The sequence below is a fragment of the Flavobacterium sp. genome (genome assembly GCF_035299005.1).
Taxonomy (GTDB): domain Bacteria; phylum Bacteroidota; class Bacteroidia; order Flavobacteriales; family Flavobacteriaceae; genus Flavobacterium.
The window spans coordinates 473552-491545 of the sequence record NZ_DATGXL010000014.1 but is presented as its reverse complement, the minus strand read 5'-3'; the positions used below and the strand labels follow the sequence as shown (position 1 = coordinate 491545).

19 protein-coding genes are annotated in these 17994 nt (G+C 31.4%); 6 read left to right on the top strand and 13 right to left on the bottom strand.

The genetic code is table 11. The features are described 5' to 3' along the window. Positions 1-78: 78 nt before the first annotated feature. Positions 79-435 (bottom strand): hypothetical protein, encoded by a 357-nt coding sequence (locus VK164_RS11125; RefSeq protein ID WP_166235521.1) that lies wholly within the window; start codon positions 433-435, stop codon positions 79-81. A 143-nt stretch (positions 436-578) separates the two neighbouring features. Between VK164_RS11125 and VK164_RS11120 the strand changes: the two genes are divergently transcribed. Next, the gene (locus VK164_RS11120) at positions 579-1100 is read left to right on the top strand and encodes a CvpA family protein (RefSeq protein WP_324209411.1); all 522 of its coding nucleotides are present in this window, start codon (positions 579-581) and stop codon (positions 1098-1100) included. A gap of 51 nt (positions 1101-1151) precedes the next feature. On the opposite strand, the gene VK164_RS11115 is transcribed toward VK164_RS11120, so the two are convergent. The 8 genes from VK164_RS11115 to VK164_RS11080 form a co-directional block, all read right to left on the bottom strand. Further along, positions 1152-1913 carry a tetratricopeptide repeat protein gene (locus VK164_RS11115; RefSeq protein WP_324209410.1) on the bottom strand — a complete coding sequence of 254 codons (762 nt, stop codon included), beginning with the start codon at positions 1911-1913 and terminating at the stop codon, positions 1152-1154. Continuing rightward, positions 1913-3700, bottom strand: a complete 1788-nt coding sequence (locus VK164_RS11110) for a BatD family protein (protein WP_324209409.1) — start codon at positions 3698-3700, stop codon at positions 1913-1915. Before VK164_RS11110 ends, VK164_RS11115 begins: the two co-directional genes overlap by 1 nt. A 3-nt stretch (positions 3701-3703) precedes the next feature. Further along, positions 3704-4474 (bottom strand): tetratricopeptide repeat protein, encoded by a 771-nt coding sequence (locus VK164_RS11105; protein WP_324209408.1) that lies wholly within the window; start codon positions 4472-4474, stop codon positions 3704-3706. Continuing rightward, positions 4467-5510 (bottom strand): VWA domain-containing protein, encoded by a 1044-nt coding sequence (locus VK164_RS11100; RefSeq protein ID WP_324209407.1) that lies wholly within the window; start codon positions 5508-5510, stop codon positions 4467-4469. Before VK164_RS11100 ends, VK164_RS11105 begins: the two co-directional genes overlap by 8 nt. A gap of 12 nt (positions 5511-5522) precedes the next feature. After that, complete coding sequence (locus VK164_RS11095; RefSeq protein WP_324209406.1) at positions 5523-6527, bottom strand: VWA domain-containing protein; 1005 nt, start codon at positions 6525-6527, stop codon at positions 5523-5525. Further along, the gene (locus VK164_RS11090; protein WP_324209405.1) at positions 6527-8143 is read right to left on the bottom strand and encodes a hypothetical protein; all 1617 of its coding nucleotides are present in this window, start codon (positions 8141-8143) and stop codon (positions 6527-6529) included. The genes VK164_RS11095 and VK164_RS11090 overlap by 1 nt, the downstream gene beginning before the upstream one ends. Positions 8144-8148: 5 nt before the next feature. Next, entirely contained in the window at positions 8149-9015 is an 867-nt protein-coding gene (locus VK164_RS11085) for a DUF58 domain-containing protein (RefSeq protein ID WP_324209404.1), read from the bottom strand. Between the two features lie 84 nt (positions 9016-9099). Beyond that, positions 9100-10104, bottom strand: coding sequence for an AAA family ATPase (locus VK164_RS11080; RefSeq protein WP_166235512.1), 1005 nt, complete (start codon positions 10102-10104; stop codon positions 9100-9102). Between the two features lie 177 nt (positions 10105-10281). Between VK164_RS11080 and VK164_RS11075 the strand changes: the two genes are divergently transcribed. Next, on the top strand, positions 10282-11154 hold the full coding sequence (locus VK164_RS11075; RefSeq protein WP_324209403.1) for an aldo/keto reductase: 873 nt from the start codon (positions 10282-10284) through the stop codon (positions 11152-11154). 72 nt (positions 11155-11226) lie between these two features. After that, on the top strand, positions 11227-12366 hold the full coding sequence (locus VK164_RS11070) for an ATP-binding protein (protein ID WP_324209402.1): 1140 nt from the start codon (positions 11227-11229) through the stop codon (positions 12364-12366). 331 nt (positions 12367-12697) lie between these two features. Here VK164_RS11070 and VK164_RS11065 read toward each other — a convergent pair whose 3' ends face one another. From VK164_RS11065 to VK164_RS11050, 4 genes are read right to left on the bottom strand one after another with little or no spacing between them, the layout of a single operon-like run. Next, positions 12698-13372: a response regulator gene (locus tag VK164_RS11065; protein ID WP_324209401.1), complete on the bottom strand. Its 675-nt coding sequence runs from the start codon at positions 13370-13372 to the stop codon at positions 12698-12700. 22 nt (positions 13373-13394) lie between these two features. Continuing rightward, complete coding sequence (locus tag VK164_RS11060) at positions 13395-15401, bottom strand: sensor histidine kinase (protein ID WP_324209400.1); 2007 nt, start codon at positions 15399-15401, stop codon at positions 13395-13397. Between the two features lie 44 nt (positions 15402-15445). Continuing rightward, a complete protein-coding gene (locus VK164_RS11055; RefSeq protein ID WP_324209399.1) occupies positions 15446-15622 on the bottom strand; it encodes a hypothetical protein in 177 nt (58 codons plus the stop codon). Positions 15623-15642: 20 nt separating this feature from the next. Continuing rightward, positions 15643-15870, bottom strand: coding sequence for a hypothetical protein (locus VK164_RS11050; protein ID WP_324209398.1), 228 nt, complete (start codon positions 15868-15870; stop codon positions 15643-15645). A 157-nt stretch (positions 15871-16027) separates the two neighbouring features. Between VK164_RS11050 and VK164_RS11045 the strand changes: the two genes are divergently transcribed. The 3 genes from VK164_RS11045 (at position 16028) to VK164_RS11035 (ending at position 17993) form a co-directional block, all read left to right on the top strand. Then, a complete protein-coding gene (locus tag VK164_RS11045) occupies positions 16028-16762 on the top strand; it encodes a metallophosphoesterase family protein (protein WP_324209397.1) in 735 nt (244 codons plus the stop codon). A 40-nt stretch (positions 16763-16802) separates the two neighbouring features. Next, positions 16803-17300 carry a DUF6646 family protein gene (locus tag VK164_RS11040; protein WP_324209396.1) on the top strand — a complete coding sequence of 166 codons (498 nt, stop codon included), beginning with the start codon at positions 16803-16805 and terminating at the stop codon, positions 17298-17300. 117 nt (positions 17301-17417) lie between these two features. Further along, positions 17418-17993 (top strand): PhnA domain-containing protein, encoded by a 576-nt coding sequence (locus VK164_RS11035; RefSeq protein WP_324209395.1) that lies wholly within the window; start codon positions 17418-17420, stop codon positions 17991-17993. The last annotated feature ends 1 nt before the right edge of the window (position 17994 follow it).

Sequence of the window (17994 nt, the reverse complement as noted above, 5' to 3'; positions counted from 1 at the left end):
AGTAACTAGTAATTAGTGATTAGCAAAAAACACTAAAGAATAAAAGCTAATTACTAATTACTAATCACTCTTCACTAATTACTCTATCAATTCTTTCTCTAAAAAGTAGCTTACAATTGCTTCTTTCATTAACACGGCTTGTTCGCCTGCTTTTAGTGGTGGTAATTCTTCTTTTACTTTATAATGCGGCCAACCTTCGTTATCAAAATACTCAAATTCGTAGTAACCGTAAGGTTCTAACAAACGACAAATGGCAATGTGCATTAGGTTTACTTTTTCATCTTTTTTGAAAGTAGCATGAATTTTTCCTAATTCTTGTACACCGATTAAGTAGATAATTCCTTCTAAATCAAGGTCTTCTCCGCCTGAAAATTTTTCTGATAGTATATTGACAACGCTTTCCCAACGCTGTTTTAATTGTTCGTCTCTTGACATGTTTTATAGATGAAAGAAAAAAGAGAAAAGAAAAAAGACTATTCCCAACTTTCTATATTAGATTTGCAAAGATAATCGATGGTTTTGTTTTTTACGCAATCTATCGTCTTTGTTCTTTATTCTTTCATCTATTTTCTTTTTGCATGAGTTTTATTGATATTGTTTTTGCGGTTTTATTGGGTTTTGCAGTTTATAAAGGATTAAAAAACGGACTTTTTGTAGAAGTCGCTTCTTTCGTAGCATTGATTTTAGGAATTTACTTAGCGATTAAGTTTTCGAATTTAGTAGGTGCTATTTTTACTGGATTTGTCCCAAGTTGGAATCCGAAATATATTGAAATAACCGCTTTTATCATTACGTTTTTGTTGGTGGTAATTGGCATTCACTTGAGTGCAAAAATTTTAACCAAATTAGTCGATTTTGCTTTTTTAGGTTGGATTAACAAATTGGCTGGTGTGGTTTTTAGCGTATTGAAAACAATTTTAGCATTGAGTGTCGTGCTTTTTATTTTTGAAAAAATCAACATCAATAACATGCTGCTTTCAAAAGAAACACAAGAAAATTCGATTTTTTATAATCCAATTCAGAACATTTCAAAAGCGATTTACCCTACGATTGAAGGTTGGTATGATAGTTTGAAATCGGAAGTTGCAAGTGAGCAGTAAAAGCTTCAGAAGCCTATTAAATTCTGAACACTAATAACTGAACACTGAACACTATTCCTTCACTTCCTTAATCGCTTCTTTGTCAATCCACGCTTTGGTTTTGTCAGTTAGTTCTACTTGTTTCCAGTTGCCTAATTCTTCTAAGACAAAAACTTTTGTACCTTCATGAAGGGTTACTACATCTTCCGAACTGTTTTTTGGTTCGGCTTTCAAAGTTGTTGCTTCTGCAAAAACAATGGCTGGATTGTAATTCGCATCAAACTTCTTTTGTAAAAATGCTGAAAAAACGGTTACGCCAATTCCAACTAAAAACAATAGAAACAAACTGAAAAAAGTGCGTTTTAAAAATACGGTATTTCCAAAATAATAGCCTAAAAAAGAAAGTAAACTTAGAAAAGCAACAAAAACGGCAATCCAAGCCCAAGTATCATAATGAAATGTGCTTGTAAATTCTTTAACCATTTTCTTAAAACCTACTTCTGGAAGGATTTTAATGTCGTCTATTGCCATTTTTTGTGCAAAAGACAGATTGGTTTGAATGGCTTCGTCATCTGGGTTTAAAAGCAACGCTTTTTCATAATTGTAAATGGATGGTGCTACTTTTCCTAATTTGTAATAGCAATTGGCAATATTAAAATACAAATCCGCCGATTCATTTCCTTGATTTGCGATGCTTTCGAAAGATTTCAACGCTTGTTCGTAATCGCCTTTGTTATATAAATCGTTTGATTTTTTGAAGGTAGCATCGATTGATTCGCTTGCATTAGCAAATGAAACCAAAAACAAAAAGAATAGGATAATCTTGTTTTTCATTATTTCAATTGTTTTTCTAGTTCGGTAATTATTTCGATAGCTCTGTCAAAATCGTTGTGCATTGCGGTGTCAGTTGCTGGTGCATATCTTGCGAATTCACAATCATTCATTAATTCCATAAATTGAGAAATACTGATTTCTGAAGCATTTCTTTGTTGTAACAATTCAATGATGTTGTCTTTGCTCATTTCAACCGTTTCGATATGTAATTTAGCTTTTAAGAAATTGTGTAACGCTTTTTCCATTGCCATATAAAACGGAACTTTGTCGCCCATTTGTTTTTTAGCTTCCGATAAATATTTCTTCACTAATTTGTTATTCTGTCTAATTCTATTTCCAACAACATCGGCGTCTTTTGCTTCTTTTTGTTTTTTAGCAACCATTACAATTGGAATCAAAAACAATGGCACAAATAACAAACTATAAAACAATCCCGAACCTAAAAAATCTTCTCTTGATTTTGAGACAAATTCGGTTTTTAACTTGTTGTATTGAAACACATCTTTTTTATCAATAATCTGTTTATTTGAATTTAGATTATTAGCAGTCACATTACCATCTCCTTCTAAAACATCAATTGTTATTTCTTTAGACACGATAGTTTTATATGATTTACTTGCCAAATCATAGTATGAAAATGTGATTGGTTTAATGGTATATTTTCCTTTAAATTGAGGAATTATCGTGTATTTATCCGAAATTTTTCCCGTCATTCCTGTCACTGGAGTTTGCACGTTTTCAGTATGCGCTGGATCGTACATTTCTAATGCGCTTGGAACAATAGGTTTTGGAAGTGTAAACAATTTCAAATTTCCTTTTCCAGAAACACTTACTTCTAAATCTAATGATTCGCCTGCTTTTAAAGTGGTTTTTGATGGGGTCACTTTGAATTCATATTTTCCTACAGCTCCAGTATAATTTATTGGCTTTCCGTTTTCTGGTAATGGTTTTACATGGATAGTTTGCATTCCTGTAGAAAGTGATTTTTCTACTGTTTTCATTTCTAACCTACCAAACCAATCACTTCTTCCTGTTGGCACCTCAGCGTCTACATCAATCTTAAAAGGTTCTATTTTTTTTGCGCCTGCTTCTAAAGGATATAAAATTACTTTTCTAAGTACAACAACACCATAATCTTTACCATTATATTTGCCTTTTTCGGCACGAAGCTGTTTCATGTCGATATATTGACTCCAAAAATCTTCATATTTTGGTGCTTGAAAATTTCTGAAATTGGAAACCGAACTATTATAAGGAAAATACAATTTGTAAATCACAGTAACGGGTTCGTTTACATACGGATTCTTAGTAGATAATTCCCCTACCAAATGAATTCCTTCACCAAAATCATAGTTTTGTTGACGCTGTCTTGGATTCTGTCCTTGATAGTTTGGTATTTGAATAGGATCGGTAATTGTAATTTTTATAGGTTGCGATTTGTATACTGTTCCGTTATATTCTATTGTTGCAGAACCAATTGTGAAAGTCCCTTTTTTAGTAGGTGTTAAATAATAAACAACTTGAGTTGTAATTTCTCTTTTTTGCGTCATTTTACCATTTACAATAGTAATTGAGGTTTGATTACCTTTGTTGATAAATGGACCTTCTGCTTTAAAACCAGTAAATTTTGGCCCTTGAAAATTATCACCTTCGTTGTTAATTGAAAACGCAATTGGAAATCGCTCGTTTAACCCATACGTATCTCTATCAGTTTGTGCTTCAAATTTTACTTGAGCAGAAACCGAAAAAGATAAAAAAATTATTAAGCCTAAAACTATTTTTTTCATTAATTACCAATCTTTTTCATTTGAAACCGGACGCGCCTTTACCTTTTTAGCATTAACTTTATCCTGTACTTTCTTTTCAGCGTTGTTTACTGCATCTAAAATATTATCGATGCGTTGCTTATCAGCACCACTTGGTTTTGGCGATTCGTTTTTATCTTCTTTTTTATCACCGTTGCCTTTGTCTTTTTGCTTATCGCCTTCTTTATTTTGGTTTTTCTGATTCTCTTTATCCGAATCTTTTTTATCGTTCCCTTTATTATTTTTTCCGTCTTTATTTTCTGGTTGTGGCTTATTATCTTGACCGCCTCCGCCTTTGTTATCTTTTTTATTGTTCTTTGGTGGTGGATTTTCTTTTTTCTTCTTTTTGGCTAAAGCATAGTTATACCGTGTTTCTTCATCATGTGGATTATTTCGCAGCGCATTTTTATAGGCTTCTGCAGCTGCTTCATAATTTTTATCTAACATAAAGGTATTGCCTAAATTATGATAAATACGGTGCTTTTCTTTTTTTGTTTTGGCAGATTCCAAAGCTTGAATGTATTTGATTTGTGCTTCACCATGTTGATTTTGGCGGTAAATACTATTCCCTAAATTGTATCCTGCGACTGCTTTTTTAGGTGATTTTTTTGATTCGGTTACACGATAATCAGCTTCGGCATTGGTGTAATTTTTTTGTACAAAAGATTGATTCCCATTATACAGGTTTTTATCTTTTTCTTGACTAAAAAGAACACCATTTATCAATAAAACAACTATGTATACTATCTTATTCATGCTTTTTCTCGTTAAATAAATTCAGCTTTTGCACCCAATTTGTTTTTTTCTCCAACAGAAAAACATCTGCCAAGAGTAATAAAAAACCTAACCCTAAAAACCATTGATATTGTGATTCAAAATCGGCAATTTGTTGTGATTCAAATTCTGATTTTTCTATTTTATCTAGTGCTTTTTTTACTTCTTCAACTACTTCTTTTGTAGAAGTTCCAACAATGTATTTTGACTTGGTTTTATTAGCAATATTTTGTAAAACTTCTGGATATAATTTTGTGATGACATTTTCTCCGTTTTGATCTTTTTTATAGGACGAAATATTTCCTCGATCGTCTTTTAAAGGAATTAAAGCTCCTTTTTCTGTACCAACACCAATGGTTAAAATACGAACGCCTTTTTCTTGTGCCATTTCAATTGCTTCGTCAGCTCCATCGCCATGATCTTCTCCATCGGAAACCAAAATAATTAGTTTGCTTGTGTCTTTAATGTCAAAATAATCCACCGAAAGTTTAATTGCATCATTAAAAGCAGTTCCTTGCGAAGAAACCATGTTTGTATTCATGCTTTGCAAGTACATTTTTGCAATGCTATAATCGGTTGTCATCGGTAAAACTGGATATGCACTTCCAGCATAGCCTACAATCCCAACGCGGTCATTTCCGAATTGATTGATGATTTGCGACACTAATTGCTTAGTTTTTTCTAAACGATTTGGCGCCACATCTTCAGCTAACATACTTTTCGAAATATCAATAGCAAAAACAATGTCGATTCCTTGACGTTTTACAGTTTCCATTTTGGTTCCCATTTTTGGGTTTACCAAAGCAATTATCACGCAAGCCAATGCCAAAAGTAAAATCACTAATTTTAAAACCGGTTTAAACGTTGATTTTTCGGGACTTAACTTTTTAAACAATTCCAAATCTGCAAATGCGGCTTGCTTTTTTCTTTTCCAAAATAAATTGAACAGAAAAAGTGCCACTACAATTGGAATGAGTGTTGCTAAATAAAAATATTTTGGGCTTTCTAATTCAAACATTTTTTTCTTTTTCTAAACGATTCCTCTAAAAACTGAATTTCTCAACAACGTTTCAATTCCTAATAAACCAAATGCAATTAGTACAAATATTTTATATTTTTCATCGTAATTATAGAATTTTTTCTCGTCAATTTCGGTGGTTTCTAACTTATTAATTTCGTCGTAAATGGCTTGTAATTTTTGATTTGATGTAGCTCTAAAGTATTTTGCATCTGTTGTTTTTGCAATTTCTTGCATTAATTTTTGATCAATTTCTACGGGCATCATTCTAAAAACTAATTTACCATTGGCATCTTTTGCTACAGGAAACATTGCTTTTCCATTGGTTCCAATTCCGATTGTGTACACTTTTATTCCGTATTCTTTTGCGATTTCGGCAGCAGTTCTAGGATCAATCGTTCCAGAATTGTTAACACCATCTGTTAGTAAAATAATAATTCTGCTTTTTGCCTTACTATCTTTAATTCTATTAATTGCTGTGGCTAAACCAACGCCAATTCCTGTTCCGTCTTCAATAATCGAATCGTCATATTCAACAGTTTTTAATGATTGTAAAATAATGGTTTTATCTGAAGTTACAGGTGTTCTGGTATAGCTTTCGCCAGCATAAACTACTAAACCGATTCTGTCATTCACCCTATCTTGTACAAAGGTTGAGGCTACTTTTTTTAAGGCTTCTAAACGGTTTGGTTTTAAATCATTTGCCAACATACTACTCGACACGTCAATTGCCATTACGATGTCTATTCCTTTGGTGATTTTTGATTTTGAAGTTACATCAACGCTTCTTGGTCGTGCCAATGCAATGATGATTGAACTCAATGCGATTAATCGTAAAATGTACAAAAATGGTTTGGCTTTTGCTAAGAAAGTTCTATGCTTTTTAAATGGTGCAACCGAACTCATTTTCAACGTTGCCGAAAGCTGATTACGTTTATAAAACAACCAAGCAATTGCTATTGGTAAAACCAAAAACAGCCACAAAAATTCTGGATTTAAAAAAGATACTTTTCCCATTATTTTTTTGCTTTTCTTAGTTCAATAGAATTTTGGATTTTCTCAATAATTTGTTTTGCATGCTCATCATCTTCCTTATAAATTAAGAAAAATTCTTGTGCGCCACCAGCTTGAGCAAAAACTACTATTTCGTAGCTCATTTTTTGATCTTCTTTCGTAATTTCATTAAAAGCGGTAAAACTTCCGTAGGCTTTTTTACCTGATAATCCTTTTACATTTTCAAAATCAGCTGTTTTTACGATGATGTTTTTTGCGCCTAATCGTTCTAATTCTTTTAAATCAGTGTCCAAAGCAACTTCCAAATCTAATTTAGTAGTGTCTTTAAAAGCTGTCGTAATCAAAACAATTGAAAAATTATCAATCAAACTTCCATACACAAATCGATTATTTGATTTTATGTTTTCTGGAAGGTTGTTTTGAATTTTTTCGTCATTATTTCGTTTCAAAACCTTTGGCGTTTCAATTATAATTGCTGGTTCACCATATTCTGAAGTCACCCATTCTTTTTCTAATAATTCTTCGGTTGTGTGTCCAATATAATTATCTTTTAAATAATCTAAACCAAAAGTATACGCAAAAATTCCGACCGAAATCACAAATAAAACAACTGCAATTCCAACTGAAACAGCTGTTCGTATGAATTTTTGTTTTTTCAATTCTTTACGACGAACTTCCTCTGCAAAGAGTGCTTCGGCTTGTTCTTCGGTTCTTGGTAACGCTTTGTCTACTATTAACAAGAATTTATCAATGATGCTTTTATCTTTTTCAATTTCAAATTGTAATGGTTTTGATTTGGCAAATTTTACTAAATCAGCATTTTCTAAAACCTGACGAAATTTGTCCAATTCTTCACGATTTACGAACATTTTCTTCTCTGAAATTGCCTTTTTTAACGAATCCAACAACTCGCTCGATGTGCTTTCCATCGCTGGAATATGAATTGATTCTTCAATATAAGTTCTAGCAATATCAGTCATTTCAGAATAATATTCTTTTACATCGCCTTTTTGAATCAACTGTTTTTTATCTAAATTTTGAAGATAGGCAATCGCTTTTTCAATAGGTGATGCAAAAAACTCTTCTTCTTTTACTTTACCTTTTTGTAGTTTTTTAATAATGAAGTAAGATGCAAAACCTGAAGCAATTATCAAAGCTAATAAAACCAACAATTTCCACCATTCGCTGCTTGGTTCTTCTTCGGTAGCAATAATGTCTTTGATGTCATACATTTGCTGTTTTGTGGTGTCGACTTTTACGTTGTTTACCACAATAGATAGTGAATCGGTTCGAAATGGTTTATTATTAATTTTTACTAATAATTTCGGAATCAAATATTTTCCAGAATCAAACTGTGTTAATCCATACTTTTTAATTAACTCATATTGCGAATTATTTTTTATAGTATCAATTGGATACGATTCTAAAATTTCTAGTGCTCCAAAAAACTTTCCTTCTGGAAAAACTACTTTATCCTTTGCATTTACAGAAGCTTTAATAGTTAAATTGAACTGTGAACCAATTTTAATTTGTGAAGAATCAATAGAGGTTGTGATTTTTTGAGAAAATCCAAAAAACCCAAAAAGCATAATAATATATAAATAAATTTTCTTTTTCATTTTTCTTAATTACGTGCTTTAAAATAACCTAATAACTTGGTTACATAGCTTTCATCTACTCTTGAACTTATGGTTCCCGCACCACATTTTGAAAATATCTCTCTAAAATACGTTACGTTTTCTCGATAGTACTTTTCATAATTTTGTCGAACCGCTTTTGAATTGGTATCCACTAATAAAGTTTCACCTGTTTCAGCATCTAACATGTTTACAATTCCAATATTTGGAATGCTTTCTTCTCTTTGATCAAAAACACGAATTCCGGTTACATCATGTCGCTTTGAAGCAATTTTTAGCGTGTGTTCGTAATCTTTTGTCATAAAATCGGAAATCAAAAATACAATTGCTTTCTTTTTCAAAACGCTTGATAAATATTTCAACGCTTGTGATAAATCGGTTTTCTTGCTTTTTGGTTCAAACTCTATTAATTCACGAATGATTCGTAAAACGTGCGATTTTCCTTTTTTTGGAGGAATAAACAACTCGATTTGGTCTGAAAACAAAAGTAATCCGATTTTATCGTTGTTTTGAGTTGCTGAAAAAGCCAATGTAGCAGCAATTTCGGTAACCATATCACGTTTTTGTTGATTTTTTGTACCAAAACTTTCCGAACCCGAAATATCCACAATTAACATCATGGTTAATTCACGTTCTTCTTCAAACACTTTTACAAAAGGTTCGTTATAGCGAGCAGTTACATTCCAATCGATAGCTCTTACGTCGTCTCCATATTGGTATTGTCGCACTTCTGAAAACGTCATTCCGCGTCCCTTAAAAGACGTATGATATTCACCCGAAAAGATGTGATCGCTCAATCTTCGGGTTTTGATTTCAATTTTTCGAACTTTTTTTAGAATTTCTTTGGTATCCATTTTTATTAGTTGGCAGTCGCAGTTGACAGTCGCAGTATTAAAACAGTATTATCTGAAAACTGAGACTGAACACTGATAACTAAATTAAGGCACTTCAATTTCGTTTACTATTTTACTGATAATGTCTTCTGTGGTTACATTTTCTGCTTCCGCTTCGTATGTGATTCCGATTCTGTGACGCAATACATCGTACACAACAGCGCGAACGTCTTCTGGAATTACATAACCTCTGCGTTTGATGAAAGCATAACATTTAGCAGCTGTTGCTAAGTTGATACTTCCACGAGGTGAAGCTCCAAAACTAATTAATGGTTTTAAACTTTCTAATTTATATTTTTCTGGATAACGTGTTGCAAAGACAATATCTAATATATATTTTTCGATTTTTTCATCCATATAGACTTCACGAACTGCTTCTTGCGCTCTTAAAATTTGCTCTAAAGAAACCACTTGGTTTACTTTCTCATAAGCACCTTTTAAGTTTTGACGAATTACCAAACGCTCGTCTTCCATTTTTGGATAATCAATAACTGCTTTTAGCATAAAACGATCCACTTGTGCTTCTGGTAATGGATATGTTCCCTCTTGATCAACTGGATTTTGAGTAGCCATTACTAAGAAAGGTTTGTCTAATTTGAACGTTTCATCGCCAATTGTAACTTGTTTTTCTTGCATTGCTTCTAACAGAGCGGATTGCACTTTTGCTGGGGCACGATTAATCTCATCGGCCAAAACGAAGTTGGCGAAAATAGGCCCTTTTCTAATGGTGAAATCATTTTGTTTTATGTTGTAAATCATGGTTCCAACCACATCGGCTGGTAATAAATCCGGTGTAAACTGAATTCTACTAAACGAACCATGAACCGCTTGCGAGAGCGTATTAATTGCTAAGGTTTTTGCTAATCCAGGAACACCTTCCAGTAAAATGTGTCCTTGTCCTAATAACCCAATAAGTAACCGTTCTACCATGTGTTTTTGACCCACAATTACTTTGTTCATTTCCATGGTAAGTAAGTCGATAAAAGCACTTTCTCTTTCTATCTTTTCATTGATTGCTCTAATGTCTAACGTCGATGTATTTTCTTCCATTTTAAGGTTTAATTTGGTGCTGTGAAATTAACAACATTTTTTAACACCGCAAATTGTAATTTTTTTTACTTTTTAGTTGTTAATATAGCGTTAAAAAACAATAAAAAAAGTAGGATTTGTGAGTGTTTTATGATTCTATTTTATAATTTTAAGAAAAATTTGAAAATAACAAACATTATGTCAGTAAAACTATCACCTATAATTGCGGGAGTTATGAATTGGGGAATTTGGGATAAAAACCTCAACACTAACGAAATGAACCACTTAATTAATCTGTTTTTTGAAAATGGAATCACTTCTTTTGATCATGCTGACATTTATGGTGGCTATACAACAGAAGCTGCGTTTGGAAAAGCATGGGCAAATTCAAAAATAGATCGAAAAAAAGTACAATTAATTTCAAAATGTGGAATTCAATATGTTTCTGAAAATCGTCCTAAAAATGTAATTAAGCATTATAATTATTCCAAGGAATATATAATTTGGTCTGCTGAAAATTCGTTAAAAAATCTGCAAACAGATTATTTAGATGTGTTTTTATTACACAGACCAAGCCCATTACTACAAGCTGATGAGGTTGCCGAAGCTGTAGAGAAATTAAAATCTGATGGAAAAATTATTTCTTTTGGTGTTTCAAATTTTACGCCTTTTCAAACTGAATTATTACGTCAAAAAACAGAAGTTTCTTTTAATCAAATTCAATTTTCGGCTACCAACCATGAGGCTATGTTGGATGGAAGTTTAGATTATATGCAATTGCATAAAATAACTCCTATGGCTTGGAATCCATTAGGCGTAGTTTTTAGAGAAAACACCGAACAAACACAACGCTTAAAATTACTTTTTTCAAAATTAGTAGATAAATATCATGTCGGTTCTGATTTAATTCTACTGGCTTGGATTATACAACATCCAGCAAATATTTTACCAATAGCTGGAACCATTAATGTGAGCCGTATTCAACAATTAATGAAAGCAAAATCATTGATTTTAGACTCGCAAGATTGGTTTGCAATTTGGACAGAAAGTATGGGAAATAAAGTGCCTTAAAAAAGTTATCAGTGTTCAGTTTTTAGTTAGCAGTAACTAATCACGGAACACTGAATACTGAACACTGTAAAAATGATTAACAAACGTCTTCTTATCAAAAACTTATTAGCTCACAATGATGAGAATAGTTTTTATGATAAAAAACGTCAATTAAATTTACATACAAAAGAAGGAAAAGCTAAGTTTTTAAAACACATTTGTGCACTTTCCAATTCAAATCCAAGCAACAATTCTTATATCGTAGTTGGAGTTGAAGATGCAACTAATGAAATTGTAGGTGATGACTTTTTTGATGATAGTCGGATTCAAAATTTGGTCAATGCTTTTTTAGAAAATCCACCTAAAATTCAATATGAGAATGTACCTTTTCCGAGTTTACCCAAAGATAAAGTTGTAGGATTGGTTACAATTAAACCAAAGGCCAAAACTTCGTATTTCAAAAAAGGAATTCACACAATAGTTGCCAATAGTACTTTTATTAGACGAGGTAGCAATACTTCTCCAACTACTGAAAAAATTCCTTATTCAAAGCAAAATATTGAAACCGTAATTAGTTTAGAGAACAATTCTCGAAATAGCATTTCTTATACCTTAGAAAGTGTTTTAGATTTTATAAATAACAGACACAAAGATTTAGAATCAAATTACAAGGTTTTTAAAGAACTTTTTGTGGTTTGTTGGGCAGGTAACAAGAAAAAAGTGCGCGATAAAATATATTATTCACGTGTAGATATTGAATTGGTGAATGAGCAAGTTAAGTTGTTTTATTCGGCTTTGGACGAAGTGAGTATTGCTTATGATGAAGATTCGTTTTCAATTACCGAATATGTTTGCTTAGGGTTAAATGATAAAACTAGTTTTTATCCGTTGGAAAAGGTATCTATTCGTTTTTTTGACAACGGATACTACAAAATAGACACGCAATTATTGTTTGAACCACCACAATACAATAAAAAAATGTTGCACCACATCTATAATGCGAACAATGCTATTTTAGTTAAACTTCAAAAAGGTGTGGTGTTACAACCTTCTGAAAAAAAAGATTTAATAAATGTGCCACACACTTTTATGATTTGTTATTTGAACGGCTTTGAAGACGCCAAACAAAAACTGATTGATGCCAAATCATATATGAAAGCATTTGAAAATCCTTTGGTTTATTTGTCTTTTAAGGAAGTTATGCGAATTTTAAGAAAGATGAAATATGATTAATATATTTTTTTGCTCTTTCTTATTAGAATTAACATAAGATAAGCTACTAGAAGAAACACCCCCATTACATAAACCAATCTAAACTGAAGACCATAGTCTAGAAAATTAAAAAAGTGCGTTTTCTCTTGAAAAAGTGTATAATACGTTAAATCCACAACTGCATAAATCCAAATTAAACTAAGGATTAAAAGGCCGATAACTATTTTTGTATATAACTTCATTCTATTTTTTTTCTATAAATAGATAATGTGTAAAGTTATATAATGTATTTATAACGGCATTACAGATTTTCTGTACATTTTGTTAAAGTTTTTGCTGCTTTTACAGCTAACTAAATCAATCCGTGCCTTTTAGCTTCCCTAATGATATCTTCGTCTGTTCCTCCTTTTTCAATTTTAAAGTAGACTTTTATTTGCGCTTTTCTTTTATCTATTGCGCTCATAGACAGATTAATATAATTAGGTAAATTTTTGCTCTTAATCCCTTTCCCAAGTAGAATTATTAGTTCTCTATTGTATTCGTCAAGTAAAATGTTTTGAGAATGTAATTCGGAAACATTTTCTTTCACTGTTTTACTAATATACTTTTGATTATTAAGCATTTGTTCAAATGCTGATAAGAATTCGTCTGCGGTAAAATCGCTTTTTACAAGTAATCCTTTGGGGTCAATAGTTTTAATAATTTTGTCTAAAAGAAAAGCCTCTGCATGCGAGGTCAAAATCACTATTTTACAGCTTGGAAATCTGCGTTTAATAAGTAATGCCAAGTCTTCGCCACTATTGATTTGTTTTTCTTGATAAGCAGGAAGGCTTAAATCTACAAATGCAAAATCATAAGTATAACGATCTTCGGTTTCCATAATTATTTTATAGGCCGATTCACAATTATAAGCTGCCGTTGTTTTAATATCTACATCAAAATCATTAAAAGACAATATGCTTTTGTATCCTTCTATCATAGAAGGATGATCATCAATCATTAAAATGTGTATTATTTTCTTGCTCACTTTTGTTTGATAAATACCAAATTTACAATTTGACTTTTAATTTTATAGTAGTTCCTTTATTTTTTTCGGAAAAAATTTCAAGTTTTCCGTTAATTGCTTGAGTTCTACTATACATGTTTTTTAAACCAATACCACTTTTTGCCTTTTTAACATTAAAACCTATGCCATCATCAATAATTACCAACTTCAAATTATGCTTTTCTACTTCCATCCTTAACGTAATTTTTGTTGCTTTAGCGTATTTATTGATATTATTTAACGCTTCTTGAATAATTCTATAAACGTGCATTTTTACAACCGCATTGATATTTTCAATTTCATCATCTTCGGTCATTTCACAATCACACTCCGTTTCATAGGTTTGCTTTTGGTTGTGCAGCAGTTCTTCCAATAGCGTTTTGAAGTTTCCTTTGGTCATAAAAGCTTCGTTATTCAACTCATGAGCTATTGCTCGCACCTCTTTTTCAATATCTTGAATTGCATTTATATGTTCAATACATTTTTGAATAGTTTCGTCGTCTCTTTTACGAGTTAGTACAAATAAATTAAGTCTTGTGCTTGTCAATCTATTCATGATTCCGTCGTGCAATTCTTGAGAAATTCTTGTTTTTTCTGCTTTTCGGGCTTCGTCTAACTCGTCTTGTTTATCTAACATTAATGTATAGATTTCCTCATTTGATTTTTGTTGTTCCTGATTAAACAATAATTCTTTTTGCTTACTTCTTTGAAAAAGAATAATGTATAATAAAACCCCGAAAAAAATAATAAGCAGAGATGAGAACAAAATGATTTTTCGTTGGTTAGAAATAGCTTCTTTTTCTACAATAATTTCGTCCGTTTCAAATTCAATTCTTGCCAATTTATTCCTAGTTGCTCTTTCTTGTCTTTGTAAACTATCGTTTAGTTTAATGTATTCTTTTGCATAAAAAAGGCCTTCTTTAGGCTTCAATTTGGTATAAAACTCTAAAGTTGTTAGAACTTCTTTGTTAAACTTTGAAACTTTGGCTAACTTATTTGCCTCATCATTAAAATAAAGTGCTTTTGCCGTGTCTTTTTTAGATAAATAAAACTCTGTTAGGTGAATTCTACTATTTATTTTTCCATAAACATCATCTATTTCATCTCTTAATTCTAAAGCTTTATTAAAATTTTTTAATCCTTCTTTATTATTGATTTTAAATTGTGAATACGCATAATTATCTAATAAGGATGTGTATAATACTGGCTGTATTTCCTTGATGTTACTAATTTTCAAACCTTCAGCGAATATTTGGCTTGCTTCTTTGTATTTATTAATACTTAGATAAACAAATCCAATATTATTTAAAGTTTGAGCCTGTAGTAATGGTTTATAATTTTCATCTTCAACCTCTTTTATTTGAAGTAACGATTTTTGATGGTATTCTAAAGCCTTTTCATAATTTCCTAAGCCCGACAATGAGCTTCCTAAATTAACAAAACAATTATATATTAAGATATTATCATTGATCTCTTTTGCAATATTCAGGACTTTAATAGTCTCTGTTTCACTTCCCATAAAATCCTTTTCATATAATAAAACATAGGCTTTGTGCAAAATTGTATTAGCAAGATTTTCTTTATCTTGAATCTTTTTATATCTCTTTTCAGCTTCTAAATAATAAAAATAAGCACTGTCATTTTTGGATGTAGAAAAATAGTAATCTCCTAAATAATATTCTGCTTTAGCAATGTTAATTGAATCATTATTTGATTTAGAAATATCTAATATTTTATTGGTTGTTTCTCTATATTTTTCATACTCTAGCAAGATAAAATATCGATTAGCAACTTTAAAATAATTTTTAATCTTCAAAGAGTCTTGATTAGTGGTGTTTTCAATAATTGCTTTTGCAGAATCAATAAATTTCATTCGAACCTCTTTGTCTAAATTCACATTAGAACTATTTTCAAAAAATAGATCTAATTTCTTTTGAATAACAGGTTTGCTCTCGTTAGAATTACATCCAACGAGAATAATGAAGCTAAATAAAACTATTATCTGTTTCAATTAAAATTTTACTTTTAAACAAATTTAATGCTTAAAGATAATAATTAATCTCTTTTTACAATTATTATAGGCATTCTAGAATTTATTGTGTTTTCTGTTTCTAAAATTTGTGTGTTTTCTATTTTATATCTCAACACTTTATTGATTGAATCTTCTTCTTTAACTTTTGGCATATTAGACAAAAACAAAGAGCTTACTATTAATAATGATACTGTTTTCATTTTTATACTTATTAAATTAATTAATCTTTTTTTGTTACTAGAATTGGCGTTCCATCTGCATTTGTCGACGTAGTTTGAGCAGTTTGTATGTTTTCTGCATCGCCTTCACCTTCTCTTGCTAATTCGCTTTGAGTATTTTCTATTACATTAGCGTTTTTTTCAAGTTCTGCATCATATTCATCTGTAGTACATGAAAAAATAGAAATGCTTACTAATAATAATCCGAATAATTTGATTGTGTTTTTCATAATGATTAATTTTTAAGTGTTTGTTAATTGTTTTTTGTTAAATAATTTGTTTAATTCTCTATTTTTGGTATTCAAAAATAGAGCTACTTTTTGAAACCATTTTACAGATTTTCTGTATATTTTGTTAAAGTTTTAGTACTCATTTTCAATGTTTTATATGAGAAATTTTGTTGTTGGAGATATTCATGGAGGGCTCAAAGCACTCTTGCAAATACTTGAAAAATTAGGTGTTAACGCAAATGATAGGTTAATATTTTTGGGTGATTTTGTAGATGGTTGGAGCGAATCTCCTGCTGTTTTAGATTTTTTAATCGAAATTCAGAAACGTCAACCGTGTGTTTTTATTCGTGGAAATCATGATGCTTTATTACTTGATTGGCTAACAGGAAATACCGAAAATTTTGATGAACAAATGTGGTTTATTCATGGTGGAGCTGCTACTGTAAAATCTTATGAAAATATTGATGAATCCACCAAAAACAAACATGTCGAATTCTTAAAATCATTACAAGATTACTACATTGATGGGGAAAACAGGCTGTTTATTCACGCTGGGTTTACTAATGTGAAAGGAGTAGAATTTGAATACTTTAAACCTTTATACTATTGGGATAGAACACTTTGGGAAACCGCATTGGCACTAGATACTACCTTATCAAAAGAGGCGATAACTTATCCAAATCGTTTAAAAATATACGCTGAAATTTTTATTGGCCACACACCTGTCACTAAAATCAATGAATCTGTTCCCGTTAACCGAGCCTCGGTTTGGAATATAGATACTGGAGCGGCTTTTAAAGGAAAACTTACTATTATGAATGTTGACACCAAAGAATTTTGGCAAAGTGATCCGCTTCCCGATTTATATCCTGCCGAAAAAGGTAGAAACTAAAATAGTCTTATATTTGTGCCTTAATTAAACCTACAGAATAATGAAAAAGATTTTATTAATAATTACGCTATTTACCGCTATTCAAATTTCAAACGCTCAAGCTTTTAAAGGGAAAGGTGATATTAAATTTCAAGTAGGCGCTAATTTTCAAGATGGTGGAACTGGGATTACCTCAACGGTTGACTTTGGTTTAGGTGAAAATATGTCCTATGGTTTTGTGGCTACTTATTTATTAAATGCCGACAAGATTGCTGGCGAAAAAGCACGTTTTGAAGACAGAGCCGACATCAAGGCGCGTTTTAATGCGAATATTGGAAGTGTTATTGGATTAAACCCAAAAATGGATATTTATCCTGGATTAGATTTAGGAACTAGAAATTTTGGGGCACACTTAGGTGTTCGTTATTTCTTTACAGAAGGATTTGGTTTATACACGGAAGCTTTTACGCCATTAGCAAGATATGATTCTGATGTAAATGGATTTGAGCATTACAACAATCAATTTGTATTAACTATTGGTGCTTCTTTTAATTTGTAACCCATTTTTGAATAATATTTTAAAGCAACTCGTCAAAAAAGTTGCTTTTTTTTATGCTATTCTATTACAATTTATACCTTTGTCCCAAATTATTGTATTAAGTAAAATCCATTCAAAATGAGTGTAATAGAAAGAAAACTGAAAGACCGTAGTGGTTCAGTTTGCGAAATTAGTGGTACTGAGCATGACTTAGTTGTTTATGTATTGCCACCAACAAATGAAAGAACGGTTGAAAATAGCGTTTTAATTGCAAAACACTTGAAAGACCAAATTGAAAACCCTGAAACTACAGACGAAAAAGACTGGAGAGGATTATCTGAAAGTATGTGGAGTGAGCATTTACCAGTTCAAATTTTATCTTGGCGCATGCTAGCGCGTTTAAAAAACACTGATTTGCTTGACATGATGTACTTAGATGAAGAGGCGTTAGAATGGGCAAAAGCAACCGGTGAAGGCGAAGAAGAAGACGAAAATAAAATTGTACATAAAGACAGTAACGGCGCTATTTTACAAGATGGCGACTCAGTAGTGTTGATTAAAGATTTAGATGTTAAAGGCGCTACTTTTACTGCAAAACGTGGAGCAGCCGTGCACAACATAAAATTAGTTTGGGACGACGCAAACCTTATTGAAGGAAGAGTGGAAAACCAAAACATTTATATTTTAACACAATACGTGAAGAAAACGAAGTAAT

Bases quoted from the DNA above. Each gene is read 5' to 3' on its own strand.
- VK164_RS11125 (WP_166235521.1), bottom strand. From the start codon at position 435: ATGTCAAGAGACGAACAATTAAAACAGCGTTGGGAAAGCGTTGTCAAT.
- VK164_RS11120 (WP_324209411.1), top strand. From the start codon at position 579: ATGAGTTTTATTGATATTGTTTTTGCGGTTTTATTGGGTTTTGCAGTT.
- VK164_RS11115 (WP_324209410.1), bottom strand. From the start codon at position 1,913: ATGAAAAACAAGATTATCCTATTCTTTTTGTTTTTGGTTTCATTTGCT.
- VK164_RS11110 (WP_324209409.1), bottom strand. From the start codon at position 3,700: ATGAAAAAAATAGTTTTAGGCTTAATAATTTTTTTATCTTTTTCGGTT.
- VK164_RS11105 (WP_324209408.1), bottom strand. From the start codon at position 4,474: ATGAATAAGATAGTATACATAGTTGTTTTATTGATAAATGGTGTTCTT.
- VK164_RS11100 (WP_324209407.1), bottom strand. From the start codon at position 5,510: ATGTTTGAATTAGAAAGCCCAAAATATTTTTATTTAGCAACACTCATT.
- VK164_RS11095 (WP_324209406.1), bottom strand. From the start codon at position 6,527: ATGGGAAAAGTATCTTTTTTAAATCCAGAATTTTTGTGGCTGTTTTTG.
- VK164_RS11090 (WP_324209405.1), bottom strand. From the start codon at position 8,143: ATGAAAAAGAAAATTTATTTATATATTATTATGCTTTTTGGGTTTTTT.
- VK164_RS11085 (WP_324209404.1), bottom strand. From the start codon at position 9,015: ATGGATACCAAAGAAATTCTAAAAAAAGTTCGAAAAATTGAAATCAAA.
- VK164_RS11080 (WP_166235512.1), bottom strand. From the start codon at position 10,104: ATGGAAGAAAATACATCGACGTTAGACATTAGAGCAATCAATGAAAAG.
- VK164_RS11075 (WP_324209403.1), top strand. From the start codon at position 10,282: ATGTCAGTAAAACTATCACCTATAATTGCGGGAGTTATGAATTGGGGA.
- VK164_RS11070 (WP_324209402.1), top strand. From the start codon at position 11,227: ATGATTAACAAACGTCTTCTTATCAAAAACTTATTAGCTCACAATGAT.
- VK164_RS11055 (WP_324209399.1), bottom strand. From the start codon at position 15,622: ATGAAAACAGTATCATTATTAATAGTAAGCTCTTTGTTTTTGTCTAAT.
- VK164_RS11050 (WP_324209398.1), bottom strand. From the start codon at position 15,870: ATGAAAAACACAATCAAATTATTCGGATTATTATTAGTAAGCATTTCT.
- VK164_RS11045 (WP_324209397.1), top strand. From the start codon at position 16,028: ATGAGAAATTTTGTTGTTGGAGATATTCATGGAGGGCTCAAAGCACTC.
- VK164_RS11040 (WP_324209396.1), top strand. From the start codon at position 16,803: ATGAAAAAGATTTTATTAATAATTACGCTATTTACCGCTATTCAAATT.
- VK164_RS11035 (WP_324209395.1), top strand. From the start codon at position 17,418: ATGAGTGTAATAGAAAGAAAACTGAAAGACCGTAGTGGTTCAGTTTGC.